This window comes from Salisediminibacterium beveridgei, from assembly GCF_001721685.1.
GTDB lineage: Bacteria > Bacillota > Bacilli > Bacillales > Salisediminibacteriaceae > Salisediminibacterium > Salisediminibacterium beveridgei.
Genome location: NZ_CP012502.1, coordinates 2,038,332 through 2,056,513 on the forward strand (window position 1 = coordinate 2,038,332; position 18,182 = coordinate 2,056,513).

Consider the following 18,182-nt stretch of genomic DNA (forward strand, 5'->3'; position numbering starts at 1 on the left):
TTTTTTGTTGTGCTTACATTTAGTGCCTCATTGTGAGCAGTACTTGTTCTTTGCCATCGGTTTCTTCAAGTTTCGCCTCCACCACTTCACTTTTGGATGTCGGCACATTTTTACCGATGAAATCCGGACGAATCGGAAGCTCTCGATGTCCCCGGTCCACCAGAACGGCTAATTGAATCTGTGCAGGTCTCCCAAGGTCAATCAGCGCATCGAGTGCTGCTCTTACAGTTCTGCCTGTATAGAGTACATCATCCACAAGAATCACTTTCTTATCCGTGATCGATGTTTCGATGGCAGTTCCTCTCAACTCAGGCTGATGATCATCTCTTTTATGGGTCAGATCATCCCGGTAGAGCGTAATGTCGATTTCGCCTTTAGCAATCGCATTGCCTTCAATCTCCTGAATTCTTTTTTGGAGGCGGCTGGCCAAATGCACACCGCGAGTTTTGATTCCAACCAGAACGCAATCTTCAATGCCTTTATTACGTTCAATGATCTCATGCGCGATTCTTGTCAATGCCCTTGAGATTGCCTGTTCATCCATAATCACTTTGTCCATTTGCAACACTCGCCCTCATCGTTACTTGTAAGTGACAATAAAAAACCGCCTGCAAGAGACAGGCGGGAAAGATGTGTGATCATACTGCAGAGGATTTATGCAAACCACTACTGCAACAATGAATCCGATCGTCATCCTTCTCAGTCTCTCGGGACTGTCTTAAAGGTTCTTAAACTTTCATAATTATGACACGCAACTGACGTTATGTCAATGGATTTTGCCGGCGGATTTCTGCCAGTACATCCTGGAAATCCTGAGGCAAAGGAGCTTCAAATAATAAGTTCTCCCCACTTACAGGGTGAACAAAGCCGAGAGTCCTTGCATGTAATACTTGACCTTCAATAGAAAAATCATTTTTCTTCTTGGGTCCATATTTCGGGTCTGCCACGATTGGATAGCCGATATATTTCATATGCACCCGAATTTGATGTGTGCGACCGGTTTCTAGTTCACAGAGTACGTGCGTAAATCCATTCAATCGCTCAATGACCTGGAAATGCGTCACAGCATCTCGCGCGTTCTCATCTGTCACCGTCATTTTTTGACGGTCCTTTGGATCACGTCCGATTGGCGCATCCACAGTCCCTTTTTCATGGGGGATTGTTCCGTAGACAATCACCTCATACTGGCGGGTTGTTGTCTTGTTTTTAAGCTGTTCCACCAAAGACTCATGGGCGCGGTCATGCTTGGCTACCATGAGGAGGCCGGATGTATCCTTATCAATGCGATGCACAATTCCAGGCCTTGCAACACCATTGATACCTGATAGATCGGTACAGTGTGCCATCAGACCATTTACAAGTGTGCCGGATGGATGACCTGGAGCGGGGTGAACCACCATGCCTCTCGGTTTATTAACGACGATCACATCTTCATCTTCATACACAACATCCAAATTCATCTTTTCTGCGGTGATTTCCAGTTCTTCCACATCTGGAACGATCACTTCTATCGTATCACCAGTTTTGATTTTATAGTTCGCTTTTGTTACTGTTTCACCATTTACTAAGACATGGCTATCCTGAATCAATGACTGCGTTCTGGTTCTTGTCCAGTCGTCAGATTGGTCAGCTAACCACTTATCCATTCGTCCATGATGTTCTTCAGCAATAAATGTAAAGGTTTGGGTCATATCGATTTCCCCTGTCTTTTTTCTTCAATAATAAAATAAATCATCATCAATCCTACTCCAATGACCAATGCCATATCAGCGACATTAAAGATTGGAAAATTATAAGTGAAAATAAATACATCAATAAAATCCACAACTTCACCTTCGAGGAGCCTGTCAATGAAATTACCGATCGCACCACCCAAAACCAACCCAAGTGAAATCCCGAAGAAACGAGAGTCCTTGGTTTGAGTAATAATCATATAGATAATCACACCTGCAACCACAACTGTAGCAATGTAAAAAAGCCACATCTGCCCTTGAAGAATGCCAAAAGCCGCTCCAGCATTCCGGTGACTTGTCAGATATAAAAAACCTGATATCAGTTCAATACTTTGTCCTTGATCCATCTGTCTGACGACGATGTATTTTGTAATCTGGTCGAGCGCAATCACTAAAATTGCGATCAAATAATAGAACAGCAATGCGGATCCCCTCCGGATCGGTTAATAACTTAATGAACAATGGTTTAACCTTATAAGATAGCTCTGTTATCGTACATTATTGATTTCAAAAGTTCTCGGCGGACGCGTGCACCACAGGCACCTGAGGATGATCTGCTCGAAGTGAACTACTCGCAGTGATTCCATCGCCCAGGAGCTTTCCCTCTGCGACTCCAGGTATTCGGCGCAATAAAACCGTCTGCTCCTGTGGTTACCAGTCGCATGAAACCCATATCTACCATTCGCTTTATGAATGTGGATTTTCGGACTGCGCTTATCCCTCGGGCCTCGCCGCCTGTCGCTCTTTCCTTCCCACGATCAACAACAAGCTTTAACAGAATTTTTATGATAAATGTTTCCCGTATTTCTTTACAAATCTCCTGACCGTTGAATCACAGTCAGGAGATTCTTCATGTTAAGAATAGTGGTGAGTAACGATTCCCGTACATCTTGGGCAAAGGGCAGGATGAGCGTCGTCCGTGCCAATATCTTCAGTCACAGTCCAGCACCGTTCGCATGTTTCACCTGTTGCCCGATCTACAATGACACTTAAGGCTTCATAGGCTACTGCATCTGCCGGTGCTTCACTAATCACGCCTTCAACTGATGCTTTTGAAGTAATAAACAGTTGAGCAAGGTTCCCGGATGAGTTCAATACTGCCATATCATCTTCACTGGCGTATACTTTAACCGATGCATGAAGATTTTTCTTAATGCCTTTATCATTACGTGCATCTTCAAGGGCTTTCAAAACATCATCGCGAAGCACCATAAATCGGTCCCACTTAGCACGAATGTCTTCAGTTTCCTCGTAAGTCTTCACCTGTGGCATATCTGTCAATTGGACATTGTCTGCTTCTTTTTCCGGAATATAGGTCCATACTTCGTCTGCAGTATGAGAGAGAATAGGCGACATTAATTTCACAAGTGAGGTCAATGTCTCATACATCACTGTCTGAATTCCCCGTCTGGATGGATGATTTGCATGTTCCACATATAACGTATCCTTGGAAATATCCATGTAAAATGAACTTAATTCAACGGTACAGAAATTCTGTACTTTATTATAAATGGCTGCAAATTGATACCCGTCGTATGCATCTTCAGTTGATTTGACCAGATCATTGAGTTTGAGCATCATATACTGATCGAGCTCACTTAATTCCTCATACGGAACAGCATGCTTTGAAGGTTCAAAATCATGCAGGTTACCGAGCATAAAACGAAACGTATTCCGAATCTTTCGGTAGACTTCTGCGACCTGTTTCAAAATCGCATCAGATACCCTGACATCTGCCTGATAATCCACAGACGCAACCCATAATCTCAGAATATCTGCACCAAGCTGCTTCATCACTTTGGAAGGAATAACGACATTCCCAAGAGATTTACTCATTTTCTTCCCGTTACCATCAAGCGTAAAACCATGGCTGAGAACACCTTTGAAGGGTGCTTTTCCGGTTACAGCAACCGCTGTTGAAAGCGATGAATTAAACCAGCCTCTGTATTGATCTGACCCTTCAAGATATAAATCAGCAGGACGGACCTGATCATCACGCTCTTCAAGAACGGCCTGGTGTGATGAACCCGAATCGAACCATACATCCATAATATCGGTTTCTTTTGTGAATTCACCATTCGGGCTATGCTCTGAAGTGAAGCCTTGTGGAAGAAGTTCTTTGGCTTCCTTTTCAAACCAGATATTTGAACCATGTTCACGGAACAAATCAGAGACATGCTGAATGGTCTCATCGGTTATGATCGGTTCACCATCTTCACCATAAAAAATCGGAATCGGTACACCCCATGCCCGTTGTCTGGAAATACACCAGTCACCGCGGTCTCGAACCATATTAAAGAGTCGGGTTTCTCCCCATTTTGGCATCCAATCCACTTGTTCAATTTCGTTTAAGAGGTCTTCCCGAAAATCTTTAATAGAAGCAAACCATTGAGCGGTTGCACGGAAAATCACCGGCTTTTTCGTTCGCCAGTCATGAGGATAAGAGTGCGAAAAGAAATTCAATTTCAGGAGTGCACCATTCTCATCCAGTTTTTCTGTGATGGGCTTATTTGCCGAATCATAGAACAAGCCGCTGAACATTGGTGCTTCGTCCGTAAAAACGCCACGGTCATCAACTGGACAAAGGACATCCAATCCGTATTGCTGTCCTACCACATAGTCATCCTCACCATGACCTGGAGCAGTATGAACACAACCTGTACCGGCTTCAAGTGTAACATGCTCCCCTAGAATCATGATTGATTCTCTGTCATACAGAGGATGTTTCGTCGTTATGCCTTCAAGTTCAGTCCCTTTGAACTCTTTAAGGGTCTTATATTCGCCAATGACTTCTTCAGTTTGCAAATGTTCGATCATACCTTTAGCAACAATGTACTTTTGATCTTGTGATTGAATCACAACATAATCCAATTCAGGGTGGACCGCAATCGCAAGGTTTGCTGGAATTGTCCAAGGTGTTGTCGTCCAGATCAGAACTTTCTCATTCCCATCAAGCAATTGTTTACCATCGAGAACATCAAAGGCTACATAGATCGAAGATGATCGCTTATCGTGATATTCAATTTCAGCTTCTGCCAAAGCAGATTCTGAAGAAGGGGACCAGTATACCGGTTTTTTCCCCTTGTAAATATAACCTTTTTTAGCCATTTCCCCGAATACTTTGATTTGCTGGGCTTCATATTCATGTGTCAGTGTCACATACGGATTTTCCCAGTCACCTCTGACACCGAGCTGTTTGAACTGCTCGCGCTGACGATCGATCTGGTCAAGTGCATACTCTTCACACTTTTTCCGGAATTCAGCGATCGATAATTTTTTACGATCCACTTTTCCTTTTTTGGTCAGTGCTGTTTCAATCGGAAGACCGTGCGTATCCCATCCAGGGACATACGGTGCATGAAAGCCGCTCATCGATTTATAACGCACGATAAAATCCTTCAGGATTTTATTAAGTGCATGCCCCATGTGAATGTCACCATTCGCATAGGGTGGTCCATCATGAAGCACAAACATTGGACGTCCTTCGGTTCGGTTTTGAACTTGTTCATAAATGTTTTCCTGATCCCATTTTTCCTGCATGACAGGTTCTCTGTTCGGCAAATTACCTCGCATTGGAAAATCTGTTTTAGGCATTAATAGCGTGTTTTTATAATCCATCTTTTCCATCCTTTCTGAACTCTTTCGGACTCAATTTTATCCATTTGATCAACAAAAAAATTCCCGTCCTGTAAAGGGACGAGAATATATACCCGCGTTACCACCCTGATAAATAAGTGATGAACCATCGATCACTTATCCGCTTCAGCACAATGTATCGGTTGTGTACCGGCATTTCCTAATCAACCGTTTGAAGCGGTTTTTCAGTATGCGGACTCAGGGGAGATCTTCAAAGTTATGATTCCACCAGGCTTCCACCGTCCCTGATTCGCTGCTTTGGTTTGCATCACTTTTACTGACCCCATCAACGTCAATATATATTACTTTTTATAGTATAATGAAGCCGCACTCCGTCGTCAAGGGAACTTCAAAGAATCAGGAACCCTGTTCCTTCTCTTCTTCATCAAGAGAAGCGTGCAGTTCTTCCCAGTCATCATGATTGAGCATTTCAAGCTGAGCTTCCAACAGCATTTTAAAACGCATACGGTAAACTGAAGACTGCTTTTTCAATTCCTCAATTTCCAGAGAGATTTTTCGGGATTTCGCAAGAGACTCATTGACAATCCGGTCTGCATTTTTTTCAGCTTCTTTGATAATAAGCTTTGCTTCCTTGTCTGCATTTCGCTTTACTTCTTCAGCGGATTCCTGAGCTACGAGTATCGACTTGTTCAACGTTGTTTCGATACTTGAAAAATGTTTCAATTTTTCATCAAGTTCATGAACTCTTTCCATCAGTTCTTTTTTTTCACGAATAACCAATTCGTAATCTTTAATGATCTGATCAAGAAATTCATTTACTTCATCTTCATCGTAACCTCTGAAACCTCGGGTAAATTCTTTATTGTGGATATCCAACGGTGTTAATGCCATTTGTGAAACGCACCTCCAAGATGAATTCTTTTGTCAGTTTCCCTCAGCTTTGTGGAAAGCCTAAAGTCAATTTGATCTTTCCTTTTCTGGTGTTTCCTTCGATGGCGGCTACATACATCCGCCCATATCCCCTGACTGAAATCACGTCCTCCTCCTGGATTATAAAAGAGGGATCTGTGACATGGCGCCAGTTCACTTTAACTTTATCCTGCTGGATCAAGGGTTTTGCTTTTGATCTGGACAGGTTATAACCTTCGGCAAGTAAAATATCGAGACGCATCGAAGACACTGTTTTATTTGTCCAATCGAGGATCAAATCATTCGGGAGAATCTCTTCAAGTGGCTTTTCCTCGGGACGTATCTTCGTCTTTCCCGCGCTTTCGAGATTTAACTTCACGTAATCTGCTATATCATTGGTGACGATAATCTGAAAACGGTCTTCCTGATTCAGGATGTCGCCAAATTTCTCCCGTTTAATGCCAAGTCCCATCAATGTTCCAAGGATTTTAGGATGCTCCAGGGTAGCAAACTTCACTGGATATTGCAGTTCAAACAAGGTGTACTCAAAATCGTTTACCCCAGGTTCAAAGTAGTCCGGAGCGATAATTGCTCTTTTCCGCTCCGCATTCTCCTGTCCACCTGAAAAAAACACTTCTAGTCCTTCACCTTTTCCAATGACAGATGATACAATCCGCTGTTCACGGGGATCAAGAAAATCCGTCAATTTCGGACGGTATTCATCCAAAACAAGCTGTTTCCAATCCAATACCTGATCGATCAGTGAATGTTCTTCTTTTCTGAAATGCTGATAAATGGACATCGCCTGACTTTACCCTCCAGTGTTTCATTACATGCCGAAAAATAAAAAACGAATACCTCTTATGGCAAAATTCAATGCCACAATCGCGATCAACGGGGAAATATCAATCATTCCGATGGGCGGAATGATTTGCCGAAATGGTGCGAAATAGGGTTCTACCAGTTTGCCAATCGCTTGTCCGAAATTAGATTCTCTTGCATTCGGAATCCATGACATAATGATATATACAAAACAGATGATCAGATACAGGTTCAGTGCCTGAATCAGTATAGAGCCTAGCGTTTCCATTCTTGTTCACTCTCCTCAATTCTCACTCACGAAGCATTTCGGAAATATTACCTGTGACGTCCACGTTATCCGGAGCACATAGGAAAATATTATGTCCGAGCTTCTGGATGTTGCCGCCAATGGCGTAAACGGTGCCGCTGAGAAAATCGACAACCCGTTTTGCCTGATCATGCGGCAGACGCTGCAGGTTGATCACAACTGCCCGTCGATTTTTGAGGTGATCTGCAATCTCCTGAACTTCATCATACGTATGCGGTTCTTCAAGAATGACTTTTGCCTGGCTTTGCAAACTGCTCAGACTTACGACATTTCGTTTGTCCTTTTTGTCGTGGCCGGACCATTCGCCAGACAGATCAGCATTTTCTTCCTGCGAAAGCTCTCGTTCAACTGTCCGCTCTTCATATTCATCCTCAAGCTCGAAAAAACGTTTGAACTTACTCTTCAGTGTCATGCAGTATCACCTCTTATAACTCTCTTTTTATCGTACCATTATTAATACTGCTTGTCTTAAATCAGCCATCAGGAACCGACAAGCGATGACCCGACTCTGATGAAAGTTGCTCCTTCTTCGACAGCAATTTCATAGTCATTGGACATCCCCATGGACAACTCTTCACATGGGGCATGAGCAAGATTTAATTGACGTATCGAGTCCCGCAATTCACGAAGTTCTCGGAAGACATGTCTCAATGCTTCTTCATCGTCAACCATGGGAGCCATCGTCATTAAACCAATCACAGAAATCGATTCGAATTTTTCCAGATTTCTGATAAAGGGGATGACATCATCCGGGGCTAAACCAGCTTTTGACGGTTCGCCGGATACATTTACTTGAACAAAACAGGTGATTTCTTTATTGTTCGCCCGCTTATCGATTTCTTCAGCTAAGGACAGACGGTCGAGCGAATGAATATAATCAAAATCATCAATCATTTTTTTGACTTTTTTTGATTGCAATGTGCCAATAAAATGCCATTTCACCTGATCCCCGATAAGGCCGTACTTTTCTTTGTAATCTTCCACACGGTTCTCACCAATATGCTGAATCCCCGAATCAATGGCTTCTTGAGCACGATCAGAAGAGACATATTTGGTGACAGCGATGATTCTAATTTGATCGAATTGTCTACCCGAACGGGCGCACGCATTTTCGATTCGGTGGTGAATGTCCTGGAGATTATCTGAAACGCTCAATGTTGCTCCCCCTTGTCCGGTTCCGTTATTAAGCACTGATCGATTTTTACTTAACGCTGTCTCCGATTACGGAGAAATGTTGGGATGTCCAGCGTATCCATTTCTTCTTGAGAAGGCTGCTCCTGCTCAGGTTGTTTATTCGAAGGTTTTTCCCGTTCAGGGGAACGATTGGGAGCTGCTGAGTTCATTTTCTTTCTTTCTGGATGAGCTTTTTGTTGTGCAGCTTCATCGAATCCGGTGGCAATCACTGTGACAATAATTTCATCTTTCAAATTATCATTGATCACCGAACCGAAAATCATGTTCACTTCCTCATCAGAGGCAGATGATACGATTTCTGCGGCTTCGTGCACTTCAAACAGGCTGAGATTGGTGCCACCTGTAATATTCATCAGCACACCTTGTGCACCGTCTACACTCGTTTCCAGAAGTGGTGATGAAATAGCTTTCTTTGCCGCTTCTGCCGCACGACTCTCTCCAGTCGCAATGCCAATTCCCATCAATGCTGAACCTTTTTCACTCATGATCGTCTTCACATCGGCGAAATCCAGGTTAATAAGCCCTGGAACAGCAATCAAATCAGAAATTCCCTGAACTCCTTGGCGAAGCACATTGTCGGCTTCTCTGAATGCTTCAACCATCGGTGTGTTCTTATCGACAATTTCCATCAGTCGGTCATTCGGAATCACAATCAGTGTATCCACGTTGGCTTTTAAATCTGATATTCCAGTAGAAGCCTGCGTCATTCGCCGGCGTCCTTCAAATGTAAAGGGTTTTGTCACGACTCCAACAGTCAGTGCACCAGCCTGTCTTGCGATCTCAGCAATAACAGGTGCCGCTCCTGTGCCTGTTCCGCCACCCATTCCAGCAGTGATGAAAACCATATCTGCACCAGTCAGGTATTCTTCCAGCTGATCCCGGCTTTCTTCAGCCGCTTTTTTTCCGATATCGGGATTGGCACCTGCGCCTAGTCCCCTTGTCAATTTTCCACCCAACTGCAATTTATGCTCTGCTTTTGACAGATGTAATGCCTGCGCATCTGTGTTTACAGCGATGAATTCCACTCCTTGTAAACCGTTCTCAATCATCCGGTTTACAGCGTTGCTGCCACCTCCGCCTACACCGATGACTTTAATTGTCGCTAGCTGGTCCGTATCCATTTCAAACTCCAACATGTTTGGTCCCCCAATCTGTTATTCAACCATTATATTCTTGATGCTGTCTATTATTCAAAAAACGACTTGAACATACTGCTGACTTTCTCCTTTACGCCTGGTTCGTCGTCCCCTTTCTTTCTTTGTGGTTTCGTTTGGGATTGACTCTTCACGGGCCGGTTTCTTTCTTCTGTGTTTTGTGACTGAGAAGAAAAACGAGCAGTTACATCTTTTCCTTGAATGCGCATATATTTATGTGAAAATAACATTAAACCTATTCCATTAGTGTATGCCGGTTCTCTGACACCTATGTAGTCGGGTACAGCGATTCGGGTATTCTGCTGGAAAATTTCTTCTGCCAGTTCCATTACACCAGGCATTCTCGCAGAACCCCCGATAAATACAAAACCGCCTGGCAATTCATCATAGCCCATACGCTTAATTTCCTTTTGCACCAGTTCAAACGTTTCAGACAGACGGGGCTCGATAATATTCGCTAACTGCCACTGTGTGAAGAGCTGCTGTTCCTTACTGCCAATTTTAGAAACCTCAAAACTGTCATCCTCTTCATCGGAAGCGGTGGGAACATATGCATAACCATGATTCAACTTTACCACTTCCGCCTCTTCTTTAGAGGTTTTAAATCCAACTGATATATCATTTGTGATGTGATCACCACCGACCGGGATTTGACGGGTACCTACAAGATCCTCCTGATCAAAAACCGTCACCGTGGTGGATCCGCCTCCCAAGTCAACCAAAGCGACACCAAGCGCTTTTTCATCTTTCGAAAGAGCTACTTCACTTGCAGCAAGAGGTTGAAGGACGATGTCAGCAATCTCCAATCCGGCTTTCTCGACACAGCGCAACATGTTATGCAGCATTGTTTTCGACCCAGTGATTAATGTGCCTTCCATTTCCAAACGAACACCAATCATACCACGTGGATCATTGATTTCATCCAGCGAATCTACAATAAATTGCTTCGGAGTTACGCCAATGATTTCCCTGTCTGGCGGAATAGATACCACCTGTGCAGTTTCGATAACCCGGTTGACATCTTCATCACCAATTTCCCGGTCTTCACTGGAAACAGCCACTACCCCATGACAGCGTTGCATTTGAATATGATTACCGGTGACACCTACGACAACACGGTTCAATTTACTGTTCATCATGCGCTCAGCCTGTTCAACTGCTTCTTTGATTGATTGTACGGTTTCATCAATATCCACAATTGAGCCTTTACGGATTCCCTTGGATACCGACTCACCAACACCAATCATATTAACCGTGTCACGGTTCACTTCTCCTACCATGACCCTGATTCCTGAAGAACCAATATCAAGCGTTACATATGCTGACTGATTGGCCAACATACCCACCTCCTTGTGACTTCAAATTCGACATTTGACGATAGTAGACTTACTTCTTCATTTACCTGATAAATTCCTTTATTTCTTTTACCACATTGAATCATTCATGTGAATCTTTATCCGAATGTTTCCTGTTGCGATTTAGCAGAAAATACCTGCGAACTGCAGCAAGATTATTGAACATCCTCATTGTGAAGAAAAAAATCACCGCTAGATACAAGTCTACACCAAGATGAACACCGAGAAAAGTCAAAGTCAACGCTAAAATTAAATTTGTTACAAAACCTGTTAAAAAAATCCTTTCATCAAACGATTGTTTCAACTGTGCCTTAATTCCGCCAAACAATGCATCCAGTGCTGTAAGAATCGATACAGCAAGGTAACTTGCATCGAGATTCACAACCTGAAGATTTAAGATAAATCCAATCAGTAATCCGATCAACAGTCCTAAAACCGGTAGCCACATCTTGTTTATTCCTCCTGAACCACTTCCATATGTCTGATACGTGGCAATTGTTGATAAGCCGGCAGTGTTAATTCATCCACTGTCTCTGCTGTGAAATTCATATTGTCATACTGAAACATATCTCTTGCATTGGATGCCATCATAGCGTACCGCAGTTCTTCAGGGTACTCTGTAAGAACCTTCACCTGAACAGGGAAATAACTGATCCATTGTCCATTCACAAGCGTTCTGTTATTTACTTCTCGTACAGCACTCGTAGAAACAATACGCTGCTGGTCAATGGCGATATGATCAGCTCCCTGAATATTCAGTTCATTAATCAACAGTCTCAATAGCTCCGGAGGGACATGGGTAAGACCACCGCCTTCATACGTCTCATCAAAAGACAGGTCAATTTCAATCAAAACACCCGTTCCAGAAACTTCTGTCAATCCCGCATCCAATCTCAATGTTTCTTGCAGATCAACCATCAGTTCTTCGATATCATCATCTGATTCTAGCTGGTCCATCAACGAAAGCTGTTCCTCAAGCTGGCGATTTAACTCCTGCCTTCGTTCCTGTTGGGAGACAAGCTCACTTCTGAGTTCAACAATATTTCTTGACTCTCCTGAAGCCTGCTGTGGTTCCTCTTGGAGTTGTACCATGATTAACACCCCGGCAAACATTGCTAATAATGACATCAATAGCCCAGGTTTGACTGTCATGATACGTCCTCCTGTTCATATCCAGGTCTGATCATCAAGTCCTCGATTTGCTCAGTTCGAACCTGTACATTTTCATTTAACAATTGATCATGAACTCCTCCAGGAAGATGCAAGGCTTCGAGTAACGTATCACTGTCGCCGATCGCTGTGATTTCAAAAGGCGCAAACGAGACTTCTCCATCCACTTCAACTACAGGACCGACACATTGTATATACGAGTCATGTCTTAGTCGTTGTCCATTGATGGCTACCGCTTCCGCTCCAGCTACTTTCAGTTCATCAACAACTTTCTGGATATGGTATTCGTGAACGATGTAATGATTTGGATTCCCTTCTCCACTAACAAAATCTGCATCTGCGAGTGTCACAGAAATCCCTGGACCGCTGACCGGCACTGTACCACTGAACATTCTGAGCCGGTCGATGTCCTCTATCACATTAAACAGTATACGCTCACGTTCTCCCAAATCTTCCTCGATATCACTGATCTGAGCTCGTACACTGTTGATTTCCTGCTGTAATTCAATATTGGCCTCCTGCTCTTGAAGAATCTCACTTCGGATTTCTTCTTCGAGAGAACTTGTCGTATTTTGTTCTTCTTGAGAAAACACCCCATCCTGAACCAGTTGAAAACTGACTGCGAACAGCAAACCGGTAATAAATAATACAATCGTCAAGATGATATATTTACTCTTCAAGTTCAATTTCTTCTTCCTCCTCATCAGATGATTCAAAATAAGGTGTCATACGCATATGAAGAATTCCGTCTTCCTCAGGATTCAGCTGAACCGCAACCGCAGGATAGGGCTGCATGTATTCCGCAAAACTGGTAATAACCGTATTTACAATAAATCCGTCTGTCATATATAACGTTAAGTGCTCATCATCGATCTCAGGCTCATGAACAATTTCGGAAATCCTTCTTGTAACAGTACCATCAAGCTGATGAAGTTCTTCTGCGAGTTCACCTATTCGTGGGTGAGTACTCATCTGTCTGATAACGGGGCCCTGTGCATTTTGAGTTCGGAAATCCTCTTCTTCCAAGATCATCCCGTTTTCAAGGAGAGGTTTAAAGTCGCCAGTTTCTTCAGATTGAATATAACCTGAAGTTTCATATTCCGAGATCTTAACCTGCAGCGATCTCGGCCATTGACGTTCGATCGTAACCATGGACACGACCGGATGATCAACAATCGCTTCTCTTGTTTCATCAAAAGATGACCACATGGACACATTCTCAAAGTTATCCGCCTCTTCCATGATCCTGACTTCTGCGAGCCGTTCATTTCCAAAGATATGAACATCCCCCACATAACTCAACTCACTTTGGAAATACCATATGATTGAGAGCAGGATAAGAAGAATACACAAATAGGTAATCAATCTGCGCCGCGTCTGTTTTCTTCTTCTTTCTCTGAAATCCGGAACATATCGATCCACCTTCACGTTTTGACGATCCTTCATAGCCCACTCCTCCATTGTATCCCGGTATGATAAGCATTCATACCAATCTGAATAAATTCTTCAGAACACTACTGAATACCTATTTTTTCCTGTGATGATACAGGGCCTTCACCCCAGGAATAGTTGTCCCATCAGGCCTTACCACCTGCACTTCCGGTTCTAATGTTACCCCGGTCAGATTCTCTACTGTTTTTTGAACATGTGCCATCAAATCAAGTACATTTTCTGCAGTTCCTCCGTTTTGATTGACGATGAAATTTGCGTGTTTTTTTGACACCGTCACACCGCCATATGTGGAGCCTTTTAGTCCAGCTTCCTCAATCAGTTTTGCCGCAAATTGAGGAAGAGGATTCTTGAAAACACTTCCGCAGGATGGCTCACCGTAGGGTTGGGTATCTTTACGGTACTGTTTGTTCTTGTCTAATACACGAGAGATCATTTCCGGGTCGCCTTCAGTCAATTCAAGTTCTGCTTCTAGACAAATCAAACCCTCTTCTTGAAGGAGCGAATGTCTGTAGCGAAACACTAATTCATCACGGTGCATCCAGAAAAAATCACCTTTCGGATTAACAACATGCACCCGCTTAACGACTTGAGCCATTTCACCGCCGTGTGCACCTGCATTCATAAAAATCGCTCCGCCTACAGTTGCAGGGATCCCTGCAGCAAATTCAAGACCACTGAGTCCCTGCCTGCTCATTTTCGAAGCCAGTTTCATAATCGGATAGCCAGCCCCCGCTAAAATTTCCGTTCCGTTTTGCTCCAAATGATTTAACGCATCAGCAAGCTTGATAACCACTCCCCTGATTCCTTCGTCCGGGAACATCAGATTTGATCCTTTGCCTAATATGAAAAAGGGGATTTCTTCTGACTGAACGTGACGAATCACGTTTACAGCATCGTCTACATCCGCCGGTTCGTATACAACATCAGCAACACCGCCAATTTTCCACGTCGAAAATTTAGCAATGGATTCGCTTATCAATTGCTTCCCTCTCGCTGTCGTTGGTAATAAAGAATTCATTTTTCAGGAGTTCCTTTCTGATCATTCAAAATCAATTCATCAATCATTTTGACCATATCAGGTGCCGCATCCGGCAAGCCAAGTTTCATTGCGTTTTCCTTCATTCGTTCGAGTTTCCCGTCATCACTGAGCAAAAGATCCACTTCATTAAACAATTGGTCAGCGGATAACTCCGTTTCCAGTAAAACAATTCCTGCACCGGCTCGTTCAATCAGCCGTGCATTTTTCTCTTGATGATTGTTTGTCACATAAGGACTCGGGATCATAATGGAAGGCAAACCAAGCGCTGTTATTTCAGCCAGGGTAGTAGCCCCTGCTCTTGCAATCAGTAAGTCCACTTCTTTAAGAACAGCTGGCATGTTATGCAGGTACGGCACTACATGAACCTGATCATTCAACCCTGCATCACGTAATGCTTGATTCGCTTGTTCATAATGTGCTTCGCCTGTCACATAGATCAACTGATACGCAGAACCAGTCAATTTCGGAATCAGTTTGATGACCGCATTATTAACCGGCATTGCACCACGGCTGCCTCCAACCGCAAGAATGGTGCGTTTTTCCGGGTCAAGTCCTGCCTGTTTTAAGTAACTCTCCCCATCTTCTTCCACACTTGAAACCACTTCGGTTGCTCGAGGATTCCCAAGCAGATGCATCTTATGCTTGGGAAAAGCGCCTGGTTCAACTTCAAACGACGTTACAATCCGGTCTGCATAGCGGGAAAGAAATTTGTTTGTTAAACCCGGTACACTGTTCTGTTCATGGATGACAGTCGGTATGCCGGCTTTTGACGCTGCATAGACGACCGGCCCGCAGACATAGCCGCCAGTCCCAATCACGATGTCCGGTTGAAATGTCCGAATGTAGCCACGGGCTGTGCGTACTGCTTTCATAAAACGAATTACCGTCTTGATATTTTCAAAAGACAACTTACGCCTGAATCCGGTGATTTTGACAGATTGAAATGGAATCCCTTCTCGTGGAACAATCGTCGCTTCCATCCCGTTATCCGTCCCGACAAAACATACGTCCAGATCATCTGTCGTTTTTTGCATATGCCTGATCAACGCAAGTGCCGGGTAGATATGGCCGCCGGTCCCTCCACCTGTAACCATCACTCTCATGGTGTTTCCTCCTTTATCTTCCTTACAGCCTCAATGAAACACTCTCCTCGTTCTTCAAAGGTTTTAAACTGATCCCACGATGCGCAGGCAGGAGATAACAGGACGATATCTCCCGGTTCACTGATGGCACGTGACTGTTCGACTGCTTCTTGCAATGTCTCTGCAGACAAGATTGTCGGAACACCAGCTTCTTTAGCAGTCATTGCAAGTTGTTCAGCTGTTTCCCCGTATGTAATGACAGCCTTCGCTGTTTGATTCATAGGATCTTTCAGCCCTTGAAAACTTAATTTCCGATCCAGGCCACCTGCAATCAGGATCATCTTTCTGTTTCCAAATGCTTCTAATGCTTTTACAGTTGCCGGAACATTTGTTGCTTTTGAATTATTATAATAAGTTACGTCTCCGATCGTGTCCACGTATTGCAGTCTATGACGCACACCCGAAAAAGTCATCATAACTCTTCTTACCTGCTCCCGATTTGCTCCAGCAAGAACAGCAGCCGTTGCTGCTGCAAGTGCATTTGACAGGTTATATTCTCCTGGCAGTGCAAAGTCTTCAACACGCATTAACGGCTCCCCCAGTATATAGATCATCCCGTTTTGAAGAAACGACCCGCCCTTTGGAGCAGAAGATGTGGAAAAAGGGATACAACGGGATTTGGCATCTACTGTCAGTCTGCTCACCTCAACATCATCCAGATTATAAATCAGGAAATCCTCTTCGCTCTGGTTCAAAAACAAGCGACTTTTTGCTGACGCGTACTCCTCCATTGTTCCATGATAATCCAAATGCGCTTCCACCAGATTCAGGAATACTGCAATATGAGGATTAAAGTGACGAGTTCCTTGAAGCTGAAAACTCGAAAGTTCTACAACAAGAACATGTTCGCTCGTCGCTCTATAGGCTTCTTTTGAAGCCACTTCACCAATATTTCCAGCGGCTACAGGGGTTTTCATCCCCCCCTCAAGCATCTTTGCTGTCATCGTGGTTGTCGTTGTTTTGCCATTGGAGCCCGTGATGCCAATCATGTCGCACGGAGCAATCTGCCATGCCAATTCGATTTCGGTCACAACAGGAATCGATAAACGCATTGCTTTTTGAATCAACGAATGACGGTATGGGATACCTGGATTCTTAATCATCAAATCAAGATCTCCATGTACAAGCGAATCAGGATGTGAGCCGCAAACGACCGTTGCACCAAGTTTCTCAAGTTCTTTTGCCGCCTGATTCTCTTCATATGGCGTCTGATCATTCACAGTCACAACAGCACCAAGGTCGAGAAGAATTCGCGCAGCTTCTGTCCCGCTTTTCGCAAGGCCCAATACCAGCACTTCCTTTCCCTGATAGTCAGCCATTTTCATCACAGCCACACCTCAATCCATACCCCGGTAATAGCAAATAGCAGCCCCGCAGCCCAAAATACGATCACAACCCGCCATTCACTCCACCCCGACATTTCGAAATGATGATGAATCGGGCTCATTTTAAAAATTCGTTTACCCCTAAGTTTAAATGATGCAACCTGTAAAATGACGGAGAGCGTTTCAATAACAAATACGCCTCCAATCACGATCAGCAGAAGTTCAGTCTTCGTAATGACCGCCAGCATCGCGAGTCCACCACCTAGAGCAAGAGAACCCGTATCTCCCATAAATATTTTTGCAGGATGAACATTCACAAGTAAAAAAGCTGCCATCGCACCCGTTACTGTCATCGCAAACAGCGCCACATCATTCATGCCCATCGAATAAGCGATCCAGGCAAATGCAAGAAATGAAATCACACTGCTGCCGGCGACAAGTCCGTCCAAACCATCTGTCAGATTTACCGCATTACTGGTTCCAACGAGCATAAAAAGTAATAATATAAAGTAAAACCAGCCAAATTCAATGTCAATGCCTGTTGCAGGGACTGACACAGCCGTATCAAAATCAGTCGTCAGTAATATCGCATAAACCACTGCTGAGATAACGATTTGACCCAACAGTTTCTGTTTTGAAGTCAGCCCTAAATTCCGTTTTTTGACTACCTTAATATAATCATCAATGAAGCCAACTGCACCAAATGATACGGTGACGATAAGAAGAACTACAATTTCAGCAGACAACAGTTGAAAGATACTGCTGACGATAAGTGCAACGATCAGTATGGCTGTTAAAAACATCAATCCACCCATCGTTGGTGTGCCGGATTTCTTTTGATGCCACTCGGGACCTTCCTCGCGAATACTTTGTCCAAATTTCAGCTTTCTTAAATACGGAATATAGACAGGTGACAGAAATGCCGTAAATAGAAAAGCTGCCACCAGTGAAATGATTAATCCATCTTGCAACATGGGTAGAAA

At 43.7% G+C, this 18,182-nt stretch carries 19 protein-coding genes; all 19 read right to left on the reverse strand.

The features are described from left to right. Positions 1-19: 19 nt before the first annotated feature. Positions 20-559, reverse strand: coding sequence for a bifunctional pyr operon transcriptional regulator/uracil phosphoribosyltransferase PyrR (pyrR, locus tag BBEV_RS09500; protein ID WP_069366689.1), 540 nt, complete (start codon positions 557-559; stop codon positions 20-22). A gap of 202 nt (positions 560-761) precedes the next feature. Continuing rightward, a complete protein-coding gene (locus tag BBEV_RS09505; protein WP_069365260.1) occupies positions 762-1,691 on the reverse strand; it encodes an RluA family pseudouridine synthase in 930 nt (309 codons plus the stop codon). Beyond that, positions 1,688-2,152 carry a signal peptidase II gene (gene lspA, locus BBEV_RS09510; protein WP_069366690.1) on the reverse strand — a complete coding sequence of 155 codons (465 nt, stop codon included), beginning with the start codon at positions 2,150-2,152 and terminating at the stop codon, positions 1,688-1,690. The genes BBEV_RS09505 and lspA overlap by 4 nt, the downstream gene beginning before the upstream one ends. A gap of 436 nt (positions 2,153-2,588) precedes the next feature. After that, positions 2,589-5,351 carry an isoleucine--tRNA ligase gene (gene ileS / locus BBEV_RS09515; protein ID WP_069366691.1) on the reverse strand — a complete coding sequence of 921 codons (2,763 nt, stop codon included), beginning with the start codon at positions 5,349-5,351 and terminating at the stop codon, positions 2,589-2,591. Positions 5,352-5,726: 375 nt separating this feature from the next. After that, positions 5,727-6,221, reverse strand: a complete 495-nt coding sequence (locus BBEV_RS09520; protein WP_069365261.1) for a DivIVA domain-containing protein — start codon at positions 6,219-6,221, stop codon at positions 5,727-5,729. 43 nt (positions 6,222-6,264) lie between these two features. Beyond that, the gene (locus BBEV_RS09525) at positions 6,265-7,041 is read right to left on the reverse strand and encodes a YlmH family RNA-binding protein (RefSeq protein WP_069365262.1); all 777 of its coding nucleotides are present in this window, start codon (positions 7,039-7,041) and stop codon (positions 6,265-6,267) included. Positions 7,042-7,068: 27 nt separating this feature from the next. Continuing rightward, entirely contained in the window at positions 7,069-7,329 is a 261-nt protein-coding gene (locus tag BBEV_RS09530; RefSeq protein ID WP_069365263.1) for a YggT family protein, read from the reverse strand. Positions 7,330-7,351: 22 nt separating this feature from the next. After that, positions 7,352-7,780, reverse strand: coding sequence for a cell division protein SepF (locus BBEV_RS09535; protein ID WP_069365264.1), 429 nt, complete (start codon positions 7,778-7,780; stop codon positions 7,352-7,354). Between the two features lie 68 nt (positions 7,781-7,848). Beyond that, the gene (locus BBEV_RS09540; RefSeq protein WP_069365265.1) at positions 7,849-8,523 is read right to left on the reverse strand and encodes a YggS family pyridoxal phosphate-dependent enzyme; all 675 of its coding nucleotides are present in this window, start codon (positions 8,521-8,523) and stop codon (positions 7,849-7,851) included. 50 nt (positions 8,524-8,573) lie between these two features. Beyond that, positions 8,574-9,698, reverse strand: coding sequence for a cell division protein FtsZ (ftsZ, locus tag BBEV_RS09545; RefSeq protein WP_069365266.1), 1,125 nt, complete (start codon positions 9,696-9,698; stop codon positions 8,574-8,576). 50 nt (positions 9,699-9,748) lie between these two features. Continuing rightward, the gene (gene ftsA, locus BBEV_RS09550) at positions 9,749-11,053 is read right to left on the reverse strand and encodes a cell division protein FtsA (RefSeq protein ID WP_407690229.1); all 1,305 of its coding nucleotides are present in this window, start codon (positions 11,051-11,053) and stop codon (positions 9,749-9,751) included. Positions 11,054-11,153: 100 nt separating this feature from the next. After that, complete coding sequence (locus BBEV_RS09555; RefSeq protein ID WP_069365268.1) at positions 11,154-11,519, reverse strand: small basic family protein; 366 nt, start codon at positions 11,517-11,519, stop codon at positions 11,154-11,156. 5 nt (positions 11,520-11,524) lie between these two features. After that, a complete protein-coding gene (locus tag BBEV_RS09560) occupies positions 11,525-12,223 on the reverse strand; it encodes a DUF881 domain-containing protein (RefSeq protein ID WP_084007322.1) in 699 nt (232 codons plus the stop codon). Next, positions 12,220-12,927, reverse strand: a complete 708-nt coding sequence (locus BBEV_RS09565; RefSeq protein ID WP_069365269.1) for a DUF881 domain-containing protein — start codon at positions 12,925-12,927, stop codon at positions 12,220-12,222. The genes BBEV_RS09560 and BBEV_RS09565 overlap by 4 nt, the downstream gene beginning before the upstream one ends. After that, entirely contained in the window at positions 12,911-13,687 is a 777-nt protein-coding gene (locus tag BBEV_RS09570; protein WP_069365270.1) for a cell division protein FtsQ/DivIB, read from the reverse strand. The genes BBEV_RS09565 and BBEV_RS09570 overlap by 17 nt, the downstream gene beginning before the upstream one ends. A 79-nt stretch (positions 13,688-13,766) precedes the next feature. Further along, the gene (gene murB / locus BBEV_RS09575; protein WP_069365271.1) at positions 13,767-14,711 is read right to left on the reverse strand and encodes a UDP-N-acetylmuramate dehydrogenase; all 945 of its coding nucleotides are present in this window, start codon (positions 14,709-14,711) and stop codon (positions 13,767-13,769) included. Next, the gene (gene murG, locus BBEV_RS09580) at positions 14,708-15,835 is read right to left on the reverse strand and encodes an undecaprenyldiphospho-muramoylpentapeptide beta-N-acetylglucosaminyltransferase (protein ID WP_069365272.1); all 1,128 of its coding nucleotides are present in this window, start codon (positions 15,833-15,835) and stop codon (positions 14,708-14,710) included. The genes murB and murG overlap by 4 nt, the downstream gene beginning before the upstream one ends. Beyond that, positions 15,832-17,202, reverse strand: coding sequence for a UDP-N-acetylmuramoyl-L-alanine--D-glutamate ligase (gene murD, locus BBEV_RS09585; RefSeq protein WP_198154976.1), 1,371 nt, complete (start codon positions 17,200-17,202; stop codon positions 15,832-15,834). Before murD ends, murG begins: the two co-directional genes overlap by 4 nt. Next, positions 17,199-18,173 carry a phospho-N-acetylmuramoyl-pentapeptide-transferase gene (gene mraY, locus BBEV_RS09590; RefSeq protein ID WP_069365274.1) on the reverse strand — a complete coding sequence of 325 codons (975 nt, stop codon included), beginning with the start codon at positions 18,171-18,173 and terminating at the stop codon, positions 17,199-17,201. The genes murD and mraY overlap by 4 nt, the downstream gene beginning before the upstream one ends. Positions 18,174-18,182 lie beyond the last annotated feature (9 nt).